The 20,228-nt window shown below is 36.9% G+C and carries 13 protein-coding genes and 1 tRNA gene; 9 read left to right on the forward strand and 5 right to left on the reverse strand.

Annotation, left to right across the window (positions count from 1 at the left end):
• The 4 genes from carB to KAS42_04010 form a co-directional block, all read left to right on the forward strand.
• The coding region (gene carB / locus KAS42_03995) for a carbamoyl-phosphate synthase large subunit (protein ID MCK4905386.1) at window positions 1–1,415 on the forward strand (1,415 nt) is incomplete at its 5' end.
• Between the two features lie 79 nt (window positions 1,416–1,494).
• Window positions 1,495–2,910 (forward strand): amidophosphoribosyltransferase, encoded by a 1,416-nt coding sequence (locus KAS42_04000; protein ID MCK4905387.1) that lies wholly within the window; start codon window positions 1,495–1,497, stop codon window positions 2,908–2,910.
• Between the two features lie 183 nt (window positions 2,911–3,093).
• On the forward strand, window positions 3,094–5,004 hold the full coding sequence (gene glmS / locus KAS42_04005; protein ID MCK4905388.1) for a glutamine--fructose-6-phosphate transaminase (isomerizing): 1,911 nt from the start codon (window positions 3,094–3,096) through the stop codon (window positions 5,002–5,004).
• 4 nt (window positions 5,005–5,008) lie between these two features.
• Window positions 5,009–6,535 (forward strand): DUF1846 domain-containing protein, encoded by a 1,527-nt coding sequence (locus KAS42_04010; GenBank protein ID MCK4905389.1) that lies wholly within the window; start codon window positions 5,009–5,011, stop codon window positions 6,533–6,535.
• A 219-nt stretch (window positions 6,536–6,754) separates the two neighbouring features.
• Here the strand turns inward: KAS42_04010 and KAS42_04015 are convergent, their stop codons facing one another.
• Window positions 6,755–7,453, reverse strand: coding sequence for a GAF domain-containing protein (locus KAS42_04015; GenBank protein ID MCK4905390.1), 699 nt, complete (start codon window positions 7,451–7,453; stop codon window positions 6,755–6,757).
• Window positions 7,454–7,831: 378 nt separating this feature from the next.
• Here KAS42_04015 and nth point away from each other — a divergent pair, with 378 nt between their 5' ends.
• Complete coding sequence (gene nth, locus KAS42_04020; protein ID MCK4905391.1) at window positions 7,832–8,479, forward strand: endonuclease III; 648 nt, start codon at window positions 7,832–7,834, stop codon at window positions 8,477–8,479.
• A 228-nt stretch (window positions 8,480–8,707) separates the two neighbouring features.
• The gene (locus tag KAS42_04025; GenBank protein ID MCK4905392.1) at window positions 8,708–11,695 is read left to right on the forward strand and encodes a PD-(D/E)XK nuclease family protein; all 2,988 of its coding nucleotides are present in this window, start codon (window positions 8,708–8,710) and stop codon (window positions 11,693–11,695) included.
• A gap of 358 nt (window positions 11,696–12,053) precedes the next feature.
• Here KAS42_04025 and KAS42_04030 read toward each other — a convergent pair whose 3' ends face one another.
• The 4 genes from KAS42_04030 to pyrR all read right to left on the reverse strand — a co-directional run bounded on the left by KAS42_04030 (window position 12,054) and on the right by pyrR (window position 16,173).
• Entirely contained in the window at window positions 12,054–13,211 is a 1,158-nt protein-coding gene (locus tag KAS42_04030) for an MFS transporter (GenBank protein MCK4905393.1), read from the reverse strand.
• Between the two features lie 81 nt (window positions 13,212–13,292).
• Complete coding sequence (locus KAS42_04035) at window positions 13,293–14,579, reverse strand: dihydroorotase (GenBank protein MCK4905394.1); 1,287 nt, start codon at window positions 14,577–14,579, stop codon at window positions 13,293–13,295.
• Window positions 14,579–15,610 (reverse strand): aspartate carbamoyltransferase catalytic subunit, encoded by a 1,032-nt coding sequence (locus KAS42_04040; GenBank protein MCK4905395.1) that lies wholly within the window; start codon window positions 15,608–15,610, stop codon window positions 14,579–14,581. Before KAS42_04040 ends, KAS42_04035 begins: the two co-directional genes overlap by 1 nt.
• Window positions 15,610–16,173 (reverse strand): bifunctional pyr operon transcriptional regulator/uracil phosphoribosyltransferase PyrR, encoded by a 564-nt coding sequence (gene pyrR, locus KAS42_04045; GenBank protein MCK4905396.1) that lies wholly within the window; start codon window positions 16,171–16,173, stop codon window positions 15,610–15,612. Before pyrR ends, KAS42_04040 begins: the two co-directional genes overlap by 1 nt.
• A 212-nt stretch (window positions 16,174–16,385) precedes the next feature.
• Between pyrR and KAS42_04050 the strand changes: the two genes are divergently transcribed.
• From KAS42_04050 to pflB, 3 genes are all read left to right on the forward strand, one after another.
• Window positions 16,386–16,461 (forward strand) — tRNA-Asn (locus KAS42_04050).
• 121 nt (window positions 16,462–16,582) lie between these two features.
• On the forward strand, window positions 16,583–17,656 hold the full coding sequence (locus tag KAS42_04055; GenBank protein ID MCK4905397.1) for a DUF933 domain-containing protein: 1,074 nt from the start codon (window positions 16,583–16,585) through the stop codon (window positions 17,654–17,656).
• Window positions 17,657–17,922: 266 nt separating this feature from the next.
• The gene (pflB, locus tag KAS42_04060) at window positions 17,923–20,154 is read left to right on the forward strand and encodes a formate C-acetyltransferase (GenBank protein MCK4905398.1); all 2,232 of its coding nucleotides are present in this window, start codon (window positions 17,923–17,925) and stop codon (window positions 20,152–20,154) included.
• Window positions 20,155–20,228: the final 74 nt, after the last annotated feature.

Raw genomic sequence — 20,228 nt, forward strand, 5'->3', positions numbered from 1 at the left:
CAGATTATGATACCTCAGACAAATTATATTTTGAGCCCTTAACCGTTGAAGATATATTAAATATTATTGATTTGGAAAAACCGGTGGGAATAATAGTCCAGTTTGGAGGACAGACGCCTCTTAATATGTCGGTTCCGCTTTGGAAATTAGGAATTAATATTCTGGGGACAAGCCCTGATTCTATAGATAAAGCCGAAAACAGAAAAAGATTCCAACAGATAATCAAGAAGCTTAAAATTATCCAACCTGATAACGGAACAGCTAACAGCCTGGAAGAAGCCAAAAAAGCAGCAAATAAAATAGGTTATCCCGTAATTGTAAGGCCTTCGTATGTTCTCGGCGGCAGAGCAATGGAAATTGTTTATGATGATGAAGGGTTGGCTGATTTTATGGCAAAAGCCATAGAAGTATCTCCCGGGCATCCAATACTTATTGATAAATTCCTGGAAGATGCGATAGAAGTGGATGTTGACGCGATAGCTGACGGCGAAAGATGCGTTATAGGCGGCATTATGGAACATATTGAGGAAGCAGGTATACATTCAGGTGATAGCGCAATGGTTATCCCGACTTATACGCTATCCAAAAAAATACTAAAAACAATAAAAGAAAATACGTATGCTCTGGCAAAAGAGTTGGAAGTAAAAGGATTATTAAATATTCAATATGCGGTAAAAGATAATGTAGTATATATTCTTGAAGTAAATCCGAGAGCGAGCAGAACCATACCGTTTATAAGTAAAGTTATAGGTGTGCCTCTTGCTAATCTTGCAACCAAGATAATGTTGGGTAAAACACTTAAAGATTTGGGATTCACCAAGGAAAAAGAAATCAACTGTGTTGCAGTCAAAGAATCAGTCTTCCCGTTTATACGCTTCCCGGGCGTAGATGCGGTGCTTGGTCCGGAAATGAGATCCACAGGAGAAGTCATGGGAATAGACTCAACATTCGGCGTTGCATACGCAAAAAGCCAGATAGCGGCAGGACAGAAATTACCTGTAAAGGGAAACGTATTTATCAGCGTAAAAGATAGTGACAAGAAACACATAGTCTCAATTGCTAAAAAACTTTATGAACTTGGGTTTAAAATCTTTGCAACTTCCGGAACAGCGAATATTATCAAGAACAATGGCATAGAAGTCCAAACTCTTCCAAAGCTTCAGGAGGGTATAAGACCAAACATAATTGACCTCATCAAAGACAGCAAAATAGACCTGATGATAAATACTCCCGCAGGCAAAGCTACCAAAGAAGATGAGACAAAAATAAGGTCACACTCAATACTTTATAACGTGCCCCTAATAACTACCATCGCCGGAGCACAAGCATCCGTAAACGGGATAGAAAACCTGATTAAGAAACCTAAGTTAGATGTAAAATCTCTACAAGAATACCAAAAGGATATAAAGAAGTAACCAGTAACCTGTTTACAGTTATTGTTTACTGATTACTGTACACTGGTTACTATAAACTACCGAGCGTAGCGAGGAAAACATGAGCGGAATTTTTGGTGTAATTTCTAAAAAAAGCGATTGTGCCCAAGATTTGTTTTACGGGACAGATTATCATTCCCATTTAGGCACACAATATGGCGGTATGGCAGTTCTCGGGAAAAAATTCACACGCCAAATACACGATTTAAGTCAAACCCAATTCAAATCTAAATTCTACGAAGATTACAAGAGAATAAAAGGGAATAAAGGAATCGGGGTTATAAGTGACTTTGACGAACAGCCAATTTATTTGGAATCAAAATTCGGTCCTTTCTGTATAGTTACAAACGGACTTGTAGGCAATGCTAAAGCACTTATGAAAAAGTTCCTTAAAGAGGGCGGCTCTTTCAGTGAAGTAAGCAAGGGAGCAGTAAACATTAGCGAACTTGCAGCTAAGTTGATAAGTAAAGGAAGTAATTTTGTGGACGGAATAGAAAAGATGTTTGATGTAATAGACGGTTCCTGTTCACTATTATTACTGAATAAAGAAGGTATCTACGCAGTAAGAGACCGACTCGGATATACGCCCCTTGTAATCGGGAAAAAACAAGATGCTTGGGCAGTTACTACTGAAACAAGCGCTTTCCCTAATCTAGGATTTAAAATAACAAAACACTTAGAACCGGGAGAAATAGTTCTAATCAACGAAAAAGGGATACTGAGTAAAAAACCGGGTGGAAGAACAAATCAGATTTGTTCTTTCCTGTGGATATATACGGGGTTTCCTGCATCAAGCTACGAAGGAATAAATGTAGAAATTACAAGGGAAAGAAGCGGAAGAGCTTTAGCAAAAGCTGATAAGGATATAGAGGTTGATATAGTTGCAGGAGTTCCGGATTCGGGCACCGCGCACGCAATAGGATATGCTATAGAATCAGGCAAACCATACAGACGACCACTTGTTAAATATACCCCGGGATATGGGCGAAGTTACACTCCTCCTTCACAACAGACCCGGGATTTAATAGCAAAAATGAAACTCGTTTCCATTAAAGAAATAATTAATGGTAATCGAATTGCAGTTTGCGAAGATTCTATAGTCAGAGGGACACAACTTAAAAACTTTACCGTAAAAAAGCTTTGGGATGATGGGGCTAAAGAAATCCACGTAAGACCTGCATGTCCACCACTAATGTTCCCATGTAAATTTAATCTTTCTACACGCAACATCAATGAACTTGCTACCCGCAAAGCAATCCGAGCCATTGAAGGTAAAAATATCAATGATGTTTCGAAATATATGGACCATAATTCTAAAGAGTATAAAAAAATGATTAAATGGATAGCTAAAGATTTGGAAGTGACTACATTAAGATATCAGACTATAGAAAATATGGTAAAAGCTATCGGACTTGCCAAGGAAAAACTCTGCCTCTATTGCTGGACGGGGAAATGTAAAAACAAGAGAAAAGAGTAACCATTTTACAGTAACCAGATTAGCATTTTTAACTGCAAACTATACACTGTTCACTGTAAAAGGACAGTTTTAAGTAATAAGCTCTAAGTATTAAGTTTAAAAACCTACAACTTCAGGAAATGTATAGTTATTTTTTTACTGGTTACTGTACACTGTAAACTAAGGAAACGTAGCGAGGTTAAAATGTGCGGAATAGTAGGTTATATCGGTAAGAAAAATGTTGTACCAGTTGTTTTAGAGGGATTAAAAAAACTTGAATATCGCGGCTACGATTCGTCCGGCATAGCTGTAATAGATAAGGGGGGAATTTCTGTTGCAAAGTGCAAGGGACGAATCGCCAATTTAGATAATATAGTCAAAAAGAAAAATCTCTTCGGCAATATCGGTTTGGGGCATACGCGCTGGGCTACACACGGTGACCCGTCAGACAGAAATGCTCATCCACATACAGATGGTTCCGGAAAAATTGCGGTAGTTCACAACGGCATCATAGAGAATTACGCATCTTTAAAAAAATTATTAATAGACGAAGGTCATAAATTCAAATCCGATACCGATACAGAGATATTCGCTCATCTAATACAAAAATTCTATAAAGGGGATATTCTAAAAGCCGTTCAGGAAGCGCTTGTTTTAACAGAAGGGGCTTATGCTTTTGCTGTTATATGCGAAGACGAGCCGGATAAAATTGTAGCTGCCCGTTTGGGAAGCCCCTTAGTTATAGGAATAGGCAAGAAAGGTGAATATATCGTAGCTTCTGATCCGATTGCCATAGTTAAACACACAAGAAAAGTAATATATTTAGATGACGAGGAAGTCGTATTGCTTCAACCTTCCGGTTATAGGATTACCGATAGACACAATGCCAAGGTGGAAAAAGAAACCGAAGAGATAACCTGGTCCCTGAACAGAATCACAAAGGGCGGATTTCCTCATTATATGTTCAAGGAAATATTAGAACAGAGCCAGACCGTATATGATGCTATGCGCGGACGCATACTACCTGCCTCGCCTTCTTCGACTCATCAAGGCGGGAAAGAAGGAGCAAAAATTAAGCTTGGCGGGCTGGAATCTCAGCTGAAATGGATTGATAAAAAAGACGGGAAAATAACGGGGTTAAAATGTCTTCTGAATGCAAAGAGAATAATAATAGTCGGATGCGGAACATCCTGGCACGCAGCTCTTATCGGCGAATATATATTTGAAAATATTATCGGCATACCGGTCGAAGTAGAATATGCTTCAGAAGCAAGATATAGAAATTTTATAGTTGATAAAAATACTGTTGTTATAGGTATAAGTCAATCAGGAGAAACTCTGGACACACTGGCTGCACTGCGAGAAGCAAAAAAAAGAGGAGCTATTACCTTAGGGCTTGTTAACTCGGTAGGCTCAACAATTGCACGGGAAACTCACGGAGGAGTATATCTACACGCAGGTCCTGAAATAGGAGTAGCTTCAACCAAAGCCTTTACCAGCCAGGTATGTGTATTGGCATTAATGGTACTTTTGATGGGACAGGAGAAAAAGATAATAAACAAGAAAACTTCACATACTATCATACACGCCCTTTTAAAAATTCCCGAACAGATAAAAGAAATACTGGAGCAAAGCGATGCTATCCTGAACACAGCAAAACAATATGTCAATTTTAATAATTTTCTTTATTTAGGAAGAGGTTATAATTTCCCAATTGCCCTAGAAGGTGCGCTTAAATTGAAAGAAATCTCTTATATTCATGCCGAAGGCTATCCTGCAGCAGAAATGAAACACGGGCCCATAGCGCTTATCGATAAAAATATGCCTGTAGTATTTGTTGCTACTGATACCGAAGACAAGATATACCAAAAGATAATTTCCAATATCCAAGAGGTCAAATCCCGTAAAGGACAAGTTATCGCTATCGCAAGTAAAGGTAATAAATCAATAGAAGAAATTGCCGATTCGGTAATTACTGTTCCTAAAACTCTCGATTTTTTAACATCTCTTCTTACCGTTATACCTCTTCAACTATTTGCTTATCATATGGCAGTTTTAAGAGGATGCGATGTTGATAAACCCCGTAATCTTGCTAAAAGTGTAACTGTAGAGTAAACCAATGACAAAAATTATAGAAAAAGTTGGCTTTGACAATAACAAATATCTCCAAGAACAGAGCGAAGCCATTTTAGAAAGAATCAATATGTTTGAAGGCAAACTTTACTTGGAATTCGGCGGGAAACTTCTATATGATTATCATGCCGCCAGAGTCCTGCCAGGCTATGATCCCAATATTAAGGTGAAGCTTCTGAAAAAATTAAAAAACAAGATTGATATCATCTTATGCATATACGCCGGAGACATTGAAAAAGGTAGAATAAGAGGAGATTTCGGGATAACTTATGACGTAGACGCCTTAAAACTTATCGACGATTTAAGAAGTTACAGTCTGGATGTCATGGCGATTGTGATAACACGTTTTAACAACCAGCCCCAGGTAATTAATTTTAAAAAAAAATTAGAAGCACGCAATATAAAAGTTTATCTTCATTCTGCCACCAAAGGATATCCTACAGATGTAGATACAATTGTAAGTGAAGAAGGATACGGCAAGAATTCCTATATAAAAACAAAGAATAGGCTTATCGTGGTTACAGGTCCCGGTCCCGGCAGTGGCAAACTCGCAACTTGTCTTTCGCAGTTTTATCATGATTATAAAAAAGGGATAGAATCGGGATATGCAAAGTTTGAAACTTTTCCTATCTGGAACATACCTTTAAAACATCCTGTAAATCTTGCTTATGAAGCAGCTACAGCAGACCTCGGAGATATTAACTTAATTGACCCTTTTCACTTAAAAGCTTACAAAAAAACTGCTGTGAATTATAATCGTGATATAGAGGTTTTCCCCGTGCTTAGAAGCATATTTTCAAAAATAACAAAAGGACATCTGCCGTATAAATCCCCGACTGATATGGGAGTAAGTCGAGCTGGGTTTGCCATAGTTGACGACAAGATAGTAAAAGAAGCTTCCAAACAGGAAGTAATAAGAAGATATTTCAGGCACAAATATGAGAATATTTTAGGCATATCCGACGAGAAGAGCGTAGAAAAAATAATGTTGCTTATGGAAGAGTTGGATATTAAGCCGGAAGATAGAAAAGCAGTTATTCCCGCAAGGCATGCCGTCTCGGGAGTAAGAAGAAAAACAAAAACAGTCCCCCAAATTAGTTGTGGCGCGGCAATAGAATTAAAGAACGGCAAAATAATAACAGGGAAAAATTCTTCACTTATGAGTGCATCCGCAAGTTTAGTTCTTAATACTATAAAAGTGCTAGCTAGAATACCGGATAAAATTCATCTCTTATCTCCTAATGTATTAAAAAACATTGCGAATTTAAAGAAAGATATCCTAGGATTGAAACGAGATAATCTTGATCTGCAGGAAACATTAATTACTTTGAGTATGTCAGCGGCAACAAACCCAACGGCTGAAATAGCTATGGAAAAATTAAAAGAACTTTCCGGCTGCGAAGTTCATTTAACTCATCTTCCCCGACCGGGAGACGAAATGGGGCTTAGAAGGTTGAAAGTTAACCTTACCACCGACGGCATTTTCCCCACCAATGATTTATATATGCTGTAATTTCCTAACCAGAAGACAGAAAATAAGTTAGAAATAAATTGAAATACTGTTGAAATATTTTGTCTTTATCATTAGTTTTTTGAAGTTATAGTATGTAATTTTTTTAGTTTTCAATCCTCTAACAATATATATCCATTTATATCTACCGTATATCTATGTATTTCCATGTATCGCTATTGTATATCTATATACGTCTATTATATTTCGGTTGTATTTCTGTCATCTGTCTTTCACTTCATAACTGATAATAAGAGATTCTGCAATTTCTTTCATTTGTTTTCTTGTTTTCATCGAGTATTTTCTCATTAAATTGTATGCCGCATCCTCGCTTAAACCTTGTTCCTTCATAAGGATTCCTTTTGCCTTTTCAACTTTCTTGCGTGTTTGAAGCTCTTCTTTCATAACCTGAGTTTCAAATACAAGCCGTAGATTATCTATTACAATAGCTGCCTGATTTGCTATCGATTCTAAAATGTTGATTTCCGATGGCGTAAATTCATGTTTTTGGGAAGTGTAAAAATTCAAGACACCAATTAGGGAACCCGTTGCATTAAGCGGCAAAGAAAGAAGCGAGCACAGCCCTTCTGCTTTTGCGATATCTTGGTTGATATAAAAAGGGTCTTTTCTTACGTCAGCAGAAATATACAGCTTATTCTCTTTGGCTACTTTTCCGGCTATGCCTTCGCCTAGTTTGATTGGGAGTTTTTTCAGATATTGTTTGCTGACCGATTGAGTCGCCTTGATGAAAAGTTCGCATTTTTCGGCATCAAGAAGCATAAGAGAACAAATTTTAAATCCCATAGCCTCTGCAGTAAGCGTGACTATCAATTTTAAAATATCTTCCGTATATCTCTGCGAGGTTATAGCATAAGATATGCGGGAAAGAGCTTCTAACTGTTTTTCTAATTCTTTAGCCATGCTTTATTAATGTAAAATGCAAAAATCAAATATAAAAATTACATATAAAAATGTAAATAGGATACCCTAAATCACTAAGATACAAGATACAAATAAATTCCAATATTCAATAACCAATTACCAAACTTTCTGCTCAAGTGTCTTTTAGTTATTGTATCTCAGTGTTTGGTTATTTAATTTTTGATTTGTCATTTTCCACCTAGAAATCCAAAGGATTTCCGGGACCAAAGTCCTTGAGATTGCCTTGCAATCTCTAAGGGCATTTTAATTCTTGATTTTTGATATCTTATTTGCAATATTATCACACTCCGAACTTATATGTCTAAAAGTTGACGTTAATATCCCTTCACTATAGAATAGTTTGTGGAGTTTAAAAAAATGAGTCTAAAAACAGAAAGAATAGAGGAAATAGTAAAAATTCTAAGGGCAAGTTATCCCAACCTAAAAACTTCTTTAAAATATAAAAAGCCTTTTGAACTTTTAGTCGCAACTATCCTCTCCGCGCAATGCACCGATGTGAGAGTTAATCAATTAACACCCTCGCTTTTTAAAAAATATCCGAGTATTGAAGGCTTTGCAAGCGCAAGACAAGAAGAATTGGAAAAAGACATTTATTCAACAGGATTTTATAGAAATAAAGCTAAAAATATTATCGGAACAGCCAAAAAGCTATTAGAAGATTTTAATGGTAATATCCCGGACAATATGGCGGATTTAATTACTTTGCCCGGAGTGGCAAGAAAGACCGCAAATGTAGTGCTTTCCTCAGCTTTTAAGAAAGCGGAAGGAATAACAGTAGATGTGCATGTAAAAAGACTTTCTGAGCGGTTAGAACTGAGTAAAGAAAAAACTCCTGAAAAAATTGAACGGGACTTAATGCATACAGTTCCTAAAAAATACTGGATGGAGATAAGTTATTTTCTTATAGACCACGGCAGAGCAATTTGCAAAGCAAGAAAACCATTGTGCCTGAAATGTCCTATAAAGCACCTGTGCTCTTCTGCGGGGAAAATCAATATAAAATAGAAATATGATGGATATAGATAGATATACAATAGCGATACATGGAAATACATAGATATACGGTAGATATAAATGGATATATATTGTTAAAGGATTGAAAACTAAAAAAATTACATACTATAACTTCAAAAAACTAATGATAAAGACAAAATATTTCAACAGTATTTCAATTTATTTCTATTGTATTTCAAAGGGGTGTTTTAATTATATTTCAATTTATATCAAAAGAGTATGCAAATAAAAACTATCGGTTTTAATTTACCCTTTCTTCCTGTATTGGCAAAATACATAATCAAAAAACATTCTTCTGTTTCCCCGGATTTTGGTTCCATTTTAATAGTGTTTCCTTCCGAAAGAAATAAAGTTTATTTTCGCGAATATCTATTGCAAGAGACAGGGAAAGAAGGAATCATTTCTCCCGCTCTTCTCACTATTGAGCAGCTCTATGACCATGTTCTTGAAAAAACAGGCGGCGAAAAATCCACCTTAACCAACGAAATAGAACGCAACGTTTTATTAAAAGAAGCTGTCGGGAAAATTAAATTTAAAAACTTCGGACAACTGCCGTTTATAAAATTCATATCAATAGGCAGAAAATTGTTAGGATTTTTTGATGAGCTTGCAAGCTGGAATCTTGCAATAAAAGACATAGATAATGTAAAAGAAAAACTGCATTTTCCGTCACAATATGTAGAAGAAGAACTTCCGATTTTGGGAAAAATACACAAACGATACGAAGAAATTCTAAACGATAAAGGACTTATTGATAAAACTTCGGCTTATCTTGCAATAGCAAAGAGTTTTAAAACCAAATACTTAAAAGATTTTGAATTTATTTATATCGCAGGTTGCCTTGCCCTGCCATTTACCGACATTTTACTTATAAAAAAAATTCTAACTGATTTGCAATCAGAGCTCATAATTCACTGCGATAAGAAAAATCTGGCAGATAATTCTTTGGACAATATTTTTTATCATCATAATAAGATATTAAGAATGCTTGATGCAGATATTCAAAACATCCAAACTATTTGTTCCAAGAATTCAAATGATAATTCTAAAACTACGGTTTATATTCAAAAGTGCAAAAACGCTTTGGACGAGGTTGGCTTTATCATGAAAACCATTTCCGAACTTTCCCCAAGATACCCGCTTCATCGTATAGGAGTAATGCTGCCAGAGGAATCTTTCTACTTACCGCTAAAAGATGCCTTAGATAAATTTAGCATTCCTTACAATCTTTCGATGGGAATACCTTTTAAGCATACGCCTTTGTATTCGTTCCTTAAAGACGCTTACGATTTTATTGACTCGAATTTTTCATCAAGCCGATTTCTGAGGCTATTAAAAAATCCTATTATCAAGGGGATAATCAAAGACGGGATATTGTTTAAGGAATTCGCATATAAACTCGACATCAGAATCAGAAAAGAAAATCTATCCTATATTAATCGCAAAATTACATCCGCCCATTTATCGCCTGAAGACAAGGGTTCAGAGCAGATACTAACAGACTTTATTTTCGACATAACAGACAAATTAAGCAAAGATTGTTCTTTCGGCGAATATGCAAAAAGCATACGCAAAATCATTCAAGAAACAGTTGAATTAAATGATGAGTTTTACAAGAAAACTTTTGCCGTTTTAAATAACTTAATGGAAAAACTTATACAGATAGAAAATTGCGAAGTGCCCGACGAATTCTGCCAAAAAGGTAAAGACAAATTAAAATTTATAATAAATGTCTTGGAGACAATGAGCTTCCCTATTTCAGGAGACTTCTTAAACGGCGTGCAGGTTATAGGCATTCTTGAAGCGCGCAACATAGATTTTGATTGCATTATAATCCCCTCATGCAATGAAGGCATCTTTCCGCAAAAAAGCGAAAAAGACCTTTTTCTGCCGGCAAATTTAAGGAAAGAATTGAATCTTCCTTTTTATAAGGAAAGAGATGCCCTTTACTGTTATTATTTCTATCAATTAATCACAGGCAAAAAAGAAGTATATCTTTCTTACAGGAATGAGGAAAAGACGCAACTGGGACTAAAAAATAGATGGATAGAAAAACTTCTTGACCCTGAACCAGAACGAGTTCGGTACGGGGCAAAAGGTAAAGAAAAAAACTTCATAGTGAAAGAAAACAAAGAAGTTAATTCTGCAACATTAAGCCAGCTTTATGTTCAAAACAACAAAGATAATTTTTGTGGAAAAAAATCTAAAAAAAACAAACAAACTCCCAGCGTATACAAAAATGACAGAACTCTGAATTTTTTAGAATCTCTTACTTTTTCACCGTCTACTTTAAAAACATACAAACAATGTTCATATAAATTTTATCTTTCATATATATTAAATATAAAAAAACCCAAATCCATAAAAGATGAATATGATGCTTCCATATGGGGAATAATTTTACATAACACTCTGGCACGGTTATACAACGAGGTTTATCCCGAAGGATACACCGAGGATATAAAAAAGCAGGTGATAAGCGCAATGTCCCAAATCGGCGAAGAAGAATTTAAAAAAGCCTATCCTTATCCCAAGGGTTCGCTTAATTTTGATTGGGAACAAAATAAGAAAAAGTTTATAACTCTTATAGATAATGAAATCAGCCATTTCAAAAACGGATTTAAACCCGTGAACCCCGTTAGAGATAGGTTGTCATTAGGCGACAGTACCGAAACGCCAGAAGCACTTTTTATCTCTAACGGGGTAAAGATGGATAAAAAACTTACACCTTACATAATTGATATAGGCAATAATATTAAAGTTAAGGTCGGAGGGATACCGGACAGAATAGATACAAAACCTGCCCAACAAGATTTGGCGGGCGGGGACAAAAAGTTTTATATTATTGATTACAAAATGAGCAAAAAGCCGTCACCCAAAACATATCAAATCCCGAACTGTCTATCAGGCAAGGATAACGATTTCACCGAATTCCAATTACCTTTGTACGGATTAGTTTTTACAAAAGGCAAAATAGATTTAATCGGAGGACTTATCTATTATCATTTAGATGAAAACCGCCAAAATTTTCTTACACTGGATATACTGGAAAAAGAAGGAAAAGACTATATCAAAAAATTTAAAGAAAAAATGCTTTTACCCATTCTAAAAGATATATTTAATAAAAACTCTTCTTTCCAATTAACCGAAAATCTGGACATCTGCCAAAGATGTATTTTTGTAGACCATTGCGAAAGAAGGGTGTAAAGTTACAAAAAAGAAACCAACGGTTTTCTCTCCTTACATTTCTCTTGAAATGTAACAGGGGGACTATGGGTTATCGTTAATATAAAACAATTTGCAGTTGCCGATTGAACAGCATGGTTAAAAGATATACGATAGATATAAATGGATATACATAGAAATACATGGATATACAACGGATATACAGTGAAAATACATAGAGATATGTAGAGAGACGATTTATTTCAACATATTTCTATCTATTTCAATCATATTTCTTTTTTATGTATTTCGATTTATTTCTAATTTCATTATTTTATTGTAGTTGCTGATTTATCAGCTCATCTAAAAAAGCCCCGCCACTGCTTCAATGGCGAGGCAACTATTCTGTCTTTATTGTTGAGAATATTGAAAATGAAGCTAATACCAATAAAGAAATAATAGCACCAAAGACAAATGCGTAAGTTGCGTTCAAATCCCACAAGTATCCTGCAATAAGACCGCCTGGTAAAGCCACCAAGCTAATCGACATATGGAAAGCTCCCAAAGCAGTGCCTCTAATCTGCTCCGGCGCCAAGTCTAATATAAATGCCCTCTGGTTAGAATCAACTAAAGCATAGTTCACGCCGAATAATAAAAACAATATTATAAAAAACCATAACGACTGCGCGAAAATAAAACCCAGACAGACCAAACCAAATAGGCCGTATCCCATAAATAGAACTGTCTTTCTGCCGATTTTATCTGATAACATTCCTGAGGGAATAGCAAATAAAGCATATGAAATATTATAAATAATATATAAGATTATCGGGACTGCGCCCCCCAATCTACCCGTAAAATATGGTTGGCTTTTCAAAACAAAAAACATATAGCTAAAATTACCCAATGCAAATAAAGTAGCAATTACTATAAAAAACTTAAGAGATACCGGTAAACTTTTAAGCCCAACCTTAAGAGTCATTGTCTTTGGTTCTAAATGTTTTTCTTTTACAAACAAAAGGGGGATTAAGGAAATGAAACTTATAAGACCGGCTATTAAGAATATATTTCTGAAACTGACTTGAAAAGACCAGAACAGAACAAATGCTAAAATGGCACCAAACACGGAACCACTGCTATCCATCGCCCTGTGAATACCGAACCATTTACCTCTGGTTTTCTTGTCCGTTGAAGCGGCGAGAATCGCATCCCTTGGAGCCGACCTCATACCTTTGCCTAATCTTTCAAAGGAACGTAGGACCAGAACCTGCGGCCAGATTGTTACAAAAGTGAAGAGAAATTTACAAAAAGAAGACAGTCCATATCCAAAAAACGTAAACGGTTTTCTCCTGCCTAATTTATCCGACCAAAACCCCGCGAACATCTTAAACAAACTGGCTATACTTTCGCCTAAACCGGAGATTATTCCTATGGCAATACCCGCTCCACCTATATCTTTTATGAATAGCGGTAAAACAGCAAGTATCATATCGCTGGCAGTATCGTTAATGAAACTGACCAGCCCTAACCACCAAACATTCTTTTTATTCTGGTTCATTGGGGGGATATTTTAATTGATACGGACTTTCATGCAAAATTATTACAGATAGGAGAAGAAAAATTCCTATATAATCGTTGACTAAACTTCACAGAATTCTATCTTCCCTCTGACAATCGTCCCGACAACCTTCCCCTTAAACTCCCAGCCAATAAACGGAGAGTTTTTGGATAGGGATTTGATGTCTTCTAATTTGAGCTGCCAGTGCTTCTTGGGGTCGATAATCGTGAGGTCTGCATCGTATCCAACTTTAATTTGACCTTTCTTTAAATTAAGTATTTGGGCGGGATTGATTGTCATCTTCTCAACTGCTTCGGATAAGGTGAGTATCTTTCTTTCAACTAATTGTTGCATTACAAGAGGTAGCGTAGTCTGCAGACCAATCATGCCAAATGGCGCAGTTTCGTATTCAAATTCTTTTTCTGTTGAAAGATGTGGCGCATGGTCTGAAGCAATTACATCAATGGTCCCATCTTTCAATCCCTTCTCTATCGCTTTTATGTCTTCTTTCGTTCTTAAAGGTGGATTTACTTTTGTATTGGTATCGAATGATTTAACCGCTTCTTCGGTTAATGTAAAGTGATGAGGTGTTACCTCGCAGGTAACTTTCACGCCTCTTTTCTTTGCTTCGCGGATAAGTTCCACCGAGCGTCTCGTTGATACGTGGCAAATATGAAGACGCGCTCCCGTTAATTCTGCAAGCAATAAATCTCTTGCAACCATTATTTCTTCTGATTCTTTAGGTATTCCTGAAAGGCCTAAGACTGTGGAAATATAACCTTCGTTCATGCTTCCGCCCAACGATAAACTTTCGTCTTCGCAGTGGCTTATTATCGCAACATCAAGCATAAGCGAATATTCCATCGCCCGACGCATTAACAGTGAATCTCCAACGCCATTGCCGTCGTCAGAAAAACCAATCGCGCCCATACCGGCAAGTTCAGCCATCTCAGAAAGCATTGCACCTTTTTGCCCCTTTGTTATTGCGGCTATCGGATACACATTACAATGAGCTTTTTTTGCTTTTTCCAATACAAAATTCAGTGTGGATGCATCATCTATGGCGGGAGTCGTATTGGGCATACAACATATACTTGTAAACCCGCCGTGAACTGCGGCCATACTGCCCGAGGCAATAGTCTCCACATTTTCCCTTCCGGGTTCGCGAAGATGTGTATGCATATCAACTAACCCCGGCAAAACTATTTTACCTTTTGCATCCAAAATTTTTGCGCCGTCTGATTTCAGATTTTTCCCTATTTTGGAAAACTTTCCGCCTTTGATGTGAATATCTAAAATTTTATCCGTTTTGGAAGATGGGTCAATCAGCCTTCCGTTTTTAATTAGAATTGCGCCTCTTTTTGCCATCACGGTTTCTTTCCTCCTGTTCTGCGCCCCATAGCATTGCCTCGTCTTACAGACGAAGCTGACTGCAAAGCAGAGGTTGACGCCCCCCCGAGTAAAATATAAAGCACAGCCATCCTAACAGCTACGCCATTTGTAACTTGAGCCAAGATAACAGAATTCTTGCTGTCAGCAACTTCAGGATCTATTTCTACACCTCTATTTATAGGACCGGGGTGCATAATAAGAACATCTTTCTTTGCTTTACTCAATCTTTCCATCGTAATTCCAAAGCGCTGTCTATATTCTCTTAACGATGGGAAAAAACTACCTTTTCCCGCCTCATCGGGGACGGCAAGTCGAGGCTGGTGTCTTTCTGTCTGGATACGCAGAGCCATCAGCACATCCATATCTTCTATTACTTCATCAAGTGAGTTAAATATCTTTACAGGCATATTCTCAAGATACGCAGGTATGAATGTCGGAGGAGCTACTATGAAAACCTCCGCTCCCATTTTACTAAGTCCCCAGATATTTGAGCGAGCAACCCTGGAAAAACGAATATCGCCTATTATTGCAACTTTAAGACCTTTAAATTTTCTTTTCTTTTCGCGTATCGTGAACATATCAAGAAGAGCCTGCGTAGGATGTTCATGTGCACCATCTCCTGCGTTAATTACGGGAACTGATAATTTTTTTGCCAAAAGATGCGGGATCCCTGCACCGCTGTGTCGGACTACAACGGCATCTATTTTCATTGCTTCAATGTTTAGCGCAGTATCAAGAAGAGTTTCATTTTTAAGAACTGAAGAACCTGATGTGGAAAAACTTACCGTATCAGCAGAAAGCCGTTTCTCTGCTAACTCAAAGGATATGCGTGTGCGTGTTGATGGTTCAAAAAAGAGATTAACTATTGTCTTTCCTCGTAATGTCGGAACTTTTTTGATAGGACGTTCGGAGATTTCCTTGAAAGAAATCGAAGTGTCTAGAATATGAATAATTTCATCTGGATTTAGTTCTTCAATACCAAGAAGGTCTTTTCTATTCCAGTTCATCAGGGTTTAGCTATTTCTTCTTTATCTAACTTCTGTTTTATTGCTACTACTCCCTCTTTCCCATCTATCTCTTTAAGTTTTACTTCCACAATCTCGCCTGCATTTACAGTCATTTTCTTTGACACATAATCAGGCTGGATAGGTAATTCTCTCTCTCCTCTGTCGATTAAAACAGCAAGACGAATAGAGGAAGGTCTACCGAAATCCATTAAAGCGTCCATTGCCGCTCTTATGGTTCTGCCCGTAAAGAGAACATCGTCGACAAGTATAACATTTTTCCCGGTAATATCGAAATCTATTTCGGTTTCACGCACTATTGGATCAGGTCCCACAGAAGTAAAATCATCACGATAAAGAGTAATATCAAGAATCCCTAAGGGAATCTCTACGCCAGCTTCCTTTTTTATTCCTTTCACCATCCTGGAAGCAAGTATATTTCCCCTTGACCTTATACCAACAATCACAAGTTCTGAAAGTGAAGGGAAATCTCTGATAACCTGATTAATTATAATCTTCCAAGCTTCTGCCAATTCTTTCTCTTCCATCACGTTTTTGCTAATCATTCGGTAAAAATTATCAGAATCGAGGCTAATAGTCAAATGGGAATGCATTTAGTTATTCTTGATAATTGGTAACTCGTAAAGCGTAATCCGTAATTCTAAAAATTACTATTTGCCAATTATTAATTACTTATTACTAAAAAATTGGTTTTGTTTGACTCAAAAAAAAGAAAATGCTATGCTTTCGCCAGTAAATCGCTTTTGATTTACTAATTTCCCTGGTAGCTCAATCGGTAGAGCGGGTGGCTGTTAACCACTAGGTCGGGGGTTCGAGTCCCTCCCAGGGAGCCAAGTTTTAATGATTATCCCCCCCCCTCAATTTCAAAGGCAAGGAGAGGGGATAATTTTTTGGCACTTTAGTATAAGATAGTGTTAAACTTCGCCAAGAGTTAGAATTAGGAGAGAATAAAAAATGAAAATAGGACTTATAGGATTGCCTCAAACAGGTAAGAAAACACTTTTCAGTCTGCTTACGCAATACACATTTTCCGAAAAAGATTTAGTTGCCAATAAAAACATAAAAAGTCTTTTCCAAATAAAAGACCCAAGGTTTGACCATCTTGTTTCAGCATATAAACCCAAAAAAGAAGCCCGTGGGAGAGTAGATATTGAATTACTTCCTGACATAGGGTCTGATTCAGTAAAAAATAGCGATATATTAAAAGATATTTCCGAATTTGACGCTATTTGTCACATAGTTCGGGCTTTTAATGATGATTCTATTTATCACATAAACGGTTCCGTAGATTTTAAGCGCGATATAGATAATATTAATTCCGAGTTTATACTGCATGACCTTCTTTTTATTGAAAAGAGATTGGAGCGCATAGAAACTAATTTAAAAAAAGCTAACGCAGGAGAAGAATTAAAAGAAAAGGAACTTTTGCTAAAACTAAAAACGCAATTGGACAAGGAACTGCCACTGCGGTTAATTGATTTAACTACACAAGAAATAAAGATAATAGCCAGCTATCCGTTTGTTACGGCAAAAAAACTTATCATCGTGTTGAATATTTCAGAAAACGAACTTAGCAATATTGAAAATCTTAAAAAACTGGAACAGGAATATCAAGCTCTGGATATTTATATATTGCAAATTTGCGCAAAAGTAGAATCAGAAATTTCCGAATTGGAGACTAAACAGGAAAAAGAAGAATTTCTGGCAGCTCTGGGTATTAAAGAGCCGGCAATAGACGCTCTTACACGCACATGTATAAAAGCGATTGATTTGATATCTTTTTTTACGGTCGGTTCTGATGAGGTCCGCCAATGGCTGGTAAAAGCAAATTCATCCGCTCCTGAAGCCGCAGGTGTTATACATAGCGATTTACAAAAAGGATTTATCCGAGCCGAAGTTATGAAATATGCTGATTTCTTGGCGCTGGGAAGCGAAGATAAGTTAAGGCAGGAAGGTAAAGTTACCTTAAAAGGTAAAGACTATATCGTTGAAGATGGCGATATAATAAATATTAAATTTAACGTTTAAGAGTTTTCCTCTATAACAATTAAGAAGATTTGAAATATTTTTTACGTTTTGATAGCATATCGTTGACGTCTTGAAACTGGCGGTTAACCTCTATACATGGAATGACCATGGGGAATCAAGATGTCAACCCGTAATAAAATATATTTTAAACGGGTTTAGTTCATGTCGTCCGCCTGGGCAAACACGAGTTGTTTACCGGGACGGGCTCACCTCGCTGGCGAAGCAGGCAAAAACCTTCCAAAGGTCAATAACTCCGGGAGAGAAAAATGAAAAATAAAACCTGGAGAAATTTTAAAGGTCAAAACTGGCGCAAAGATATAAATGTCAGAGACTTTATTCAAAACAATTACACTCCTTACAAGGGTGATTCGTCATTTTTAGAAGGTCCGACCCAAAGAACCCAAAATCTCAGCCAGAAACTTATAAAACTATTAGAACTTGAAAAAAAGAGAGACGGAGTATTAAGTATAGACACAAAGACAGTATCATCGCTTTTGACTTATAAACCAGGTTACATAGATAAGAAAAACGAGATCATAGTAGGACTGCAGACCGAAAAACCACTCGAGAGAGGAGTCAACCCTTTTGGCGGAATTCGGCTGGTCAGAAAATCCTGCGAAGCTTATGGTTATAAACTACATAAAAAAATAGAAGAATATTTTCATTTCAGAACAACCCATAATGACGGAGTATTCAGGGTTTATACCGACGAGATAAAAAAGGCAAGAAACAGCGGAGTTATAACGGGGCTGCCTGATGCGTATGGACGAGGCAGAATTATAGGTGACTACAGAAGAGTTGCTTTATACGGCGTTGATTTCTTAATAGAAAAAAAACAGGCTGATAAAGTTATACTCGGTAAAAAACCTATGAGCGAAGAAAATATAAAACTTTGCGAAGAACTTTACAGACAAATCGATTTCTTAGACCAGTTAAAAAAGATGGCAAAGATGTATGGCTTGAATGTCTCAAAGCCAGCATCAAACTCCATAGAGGCAACCCAATGGCTCTATTTCGCATATCTGGGCGCGATAAAAGAACAAAACGGCGCCGCGATATCTTTGGGAAGAGTGAGCACTTTTCTTGATATTTATTTCCAACGCGATTTAAAAGAAGGTGTTTTGACCGAGAAAGGCGTGCAGGAAATCATAGATGCCTTCGTGTTAAAACTTAGAATGGCAAGAGAATTAAGGACCACTGAATATAATGAACTTTTTGCAGGAGATCCGCTATGGGTAACAGAATCTTTAGGAGGAATGGGAACAAACAGCAGAACTCTGGTAACCAAAAGCTCCTTTAGATTTCTTAACACTCTTTACAATCTCGGTTCTTCCCCCGAACCGAACCTGACTGTTTTATGGTCGAAAAAATTACCTTTAAAATTCAAGCAGTTCTGCGCAAAAGTATCTATCGACACAAATTCCATTCAATATGAAAACGACGACTTAATGAGACCTCTCTACGGGGACGATTACGGGATATCGTGTTGTGTTTCCGCAATGAAAATAGGTAAACAGTCGCAGTTTTTTGGCGCGCGTTGTAATCTCCCAAAAGTTCTTCTCATGGCTCTAAACGGAGGCAGAGATGAAAAAGACGGCAAACAAATCGGACCGGAAACACTTATTTATAAAACCAAAAAACTTGATTATAAAGAAGTCCTAAAAAGATACAACTTTTACCAAAAATGGCTCTGCAAACTATATGTGAACACAATGAATATAATTCATTTTATGCACGATAAATATGCCTACGAGAAACTGCAGATGGCATTACACGACACAAATGTTGAAAGATTTATGGCTTTTGGAATCGCAGGATTATCCGTAATCGCAGATTCCCTAAGCGCCATTAAATACGCAGAAGTTAAACCAATCTACGGCAAAAACGGTCTTATAACCGATTTCAAAATCAATGGCGATTTTCCCAAATATGGAAACGATGATGACAGGGTGGACAACATTGCCCAAAAAATAGTGACGGATTTTTATAACAATCTAAAGAAAACTCACGCATATAGAAATGCAAAACATACCCTTTCAATTCTGACCATAACTTCAAATGTGGTATATGGCAAAAAAACAGGCGCTACGCCTGACGGCAGAAAAAAAGGCGAACCCTTTGCGCCGGGCGCAAACCCCATGCACGAGAGAGATTCTACGGGCGCGCTCGCCTCGCTTAATTCTGTTGCAAAGATACCCTACAAATGTTGCAGAGACGGAATATCAAATACTTTTAGCGTTATGCCGTCTGTTATAGGAAAAGAGGAACAGGAACAAATAGACAATCTTACGACAATGCTTGACGGATACTTTACAAAAAGAGGGCACCATCTAAATGTAAATGTTTTAAACAGGGAACAACTTATTGATGCAATGAAATATCCCTATAAATATCCTAATCTCACCATAAGAGTCTCCGGTTATGCGGTAAATTTCCACAAACTTAGCAGGGAGCAACAAAAAGAGGTTATCTCAAGAACGTTTCACCGCAGTATCTGATGAAATGAAACAAAATGATTACGCAGATTATTTAAATACAGATTACACAGATTGGAAAATATAGACAAAATAAA

It is taken from the genome of bacterium, assembly GCA_023135785.1.
Lineage (GTDB): Bacteria > CAIJMQ01 > CAIJMQ01 > CAIJMQ01 > CAIJMQ01 > CAZNJA01.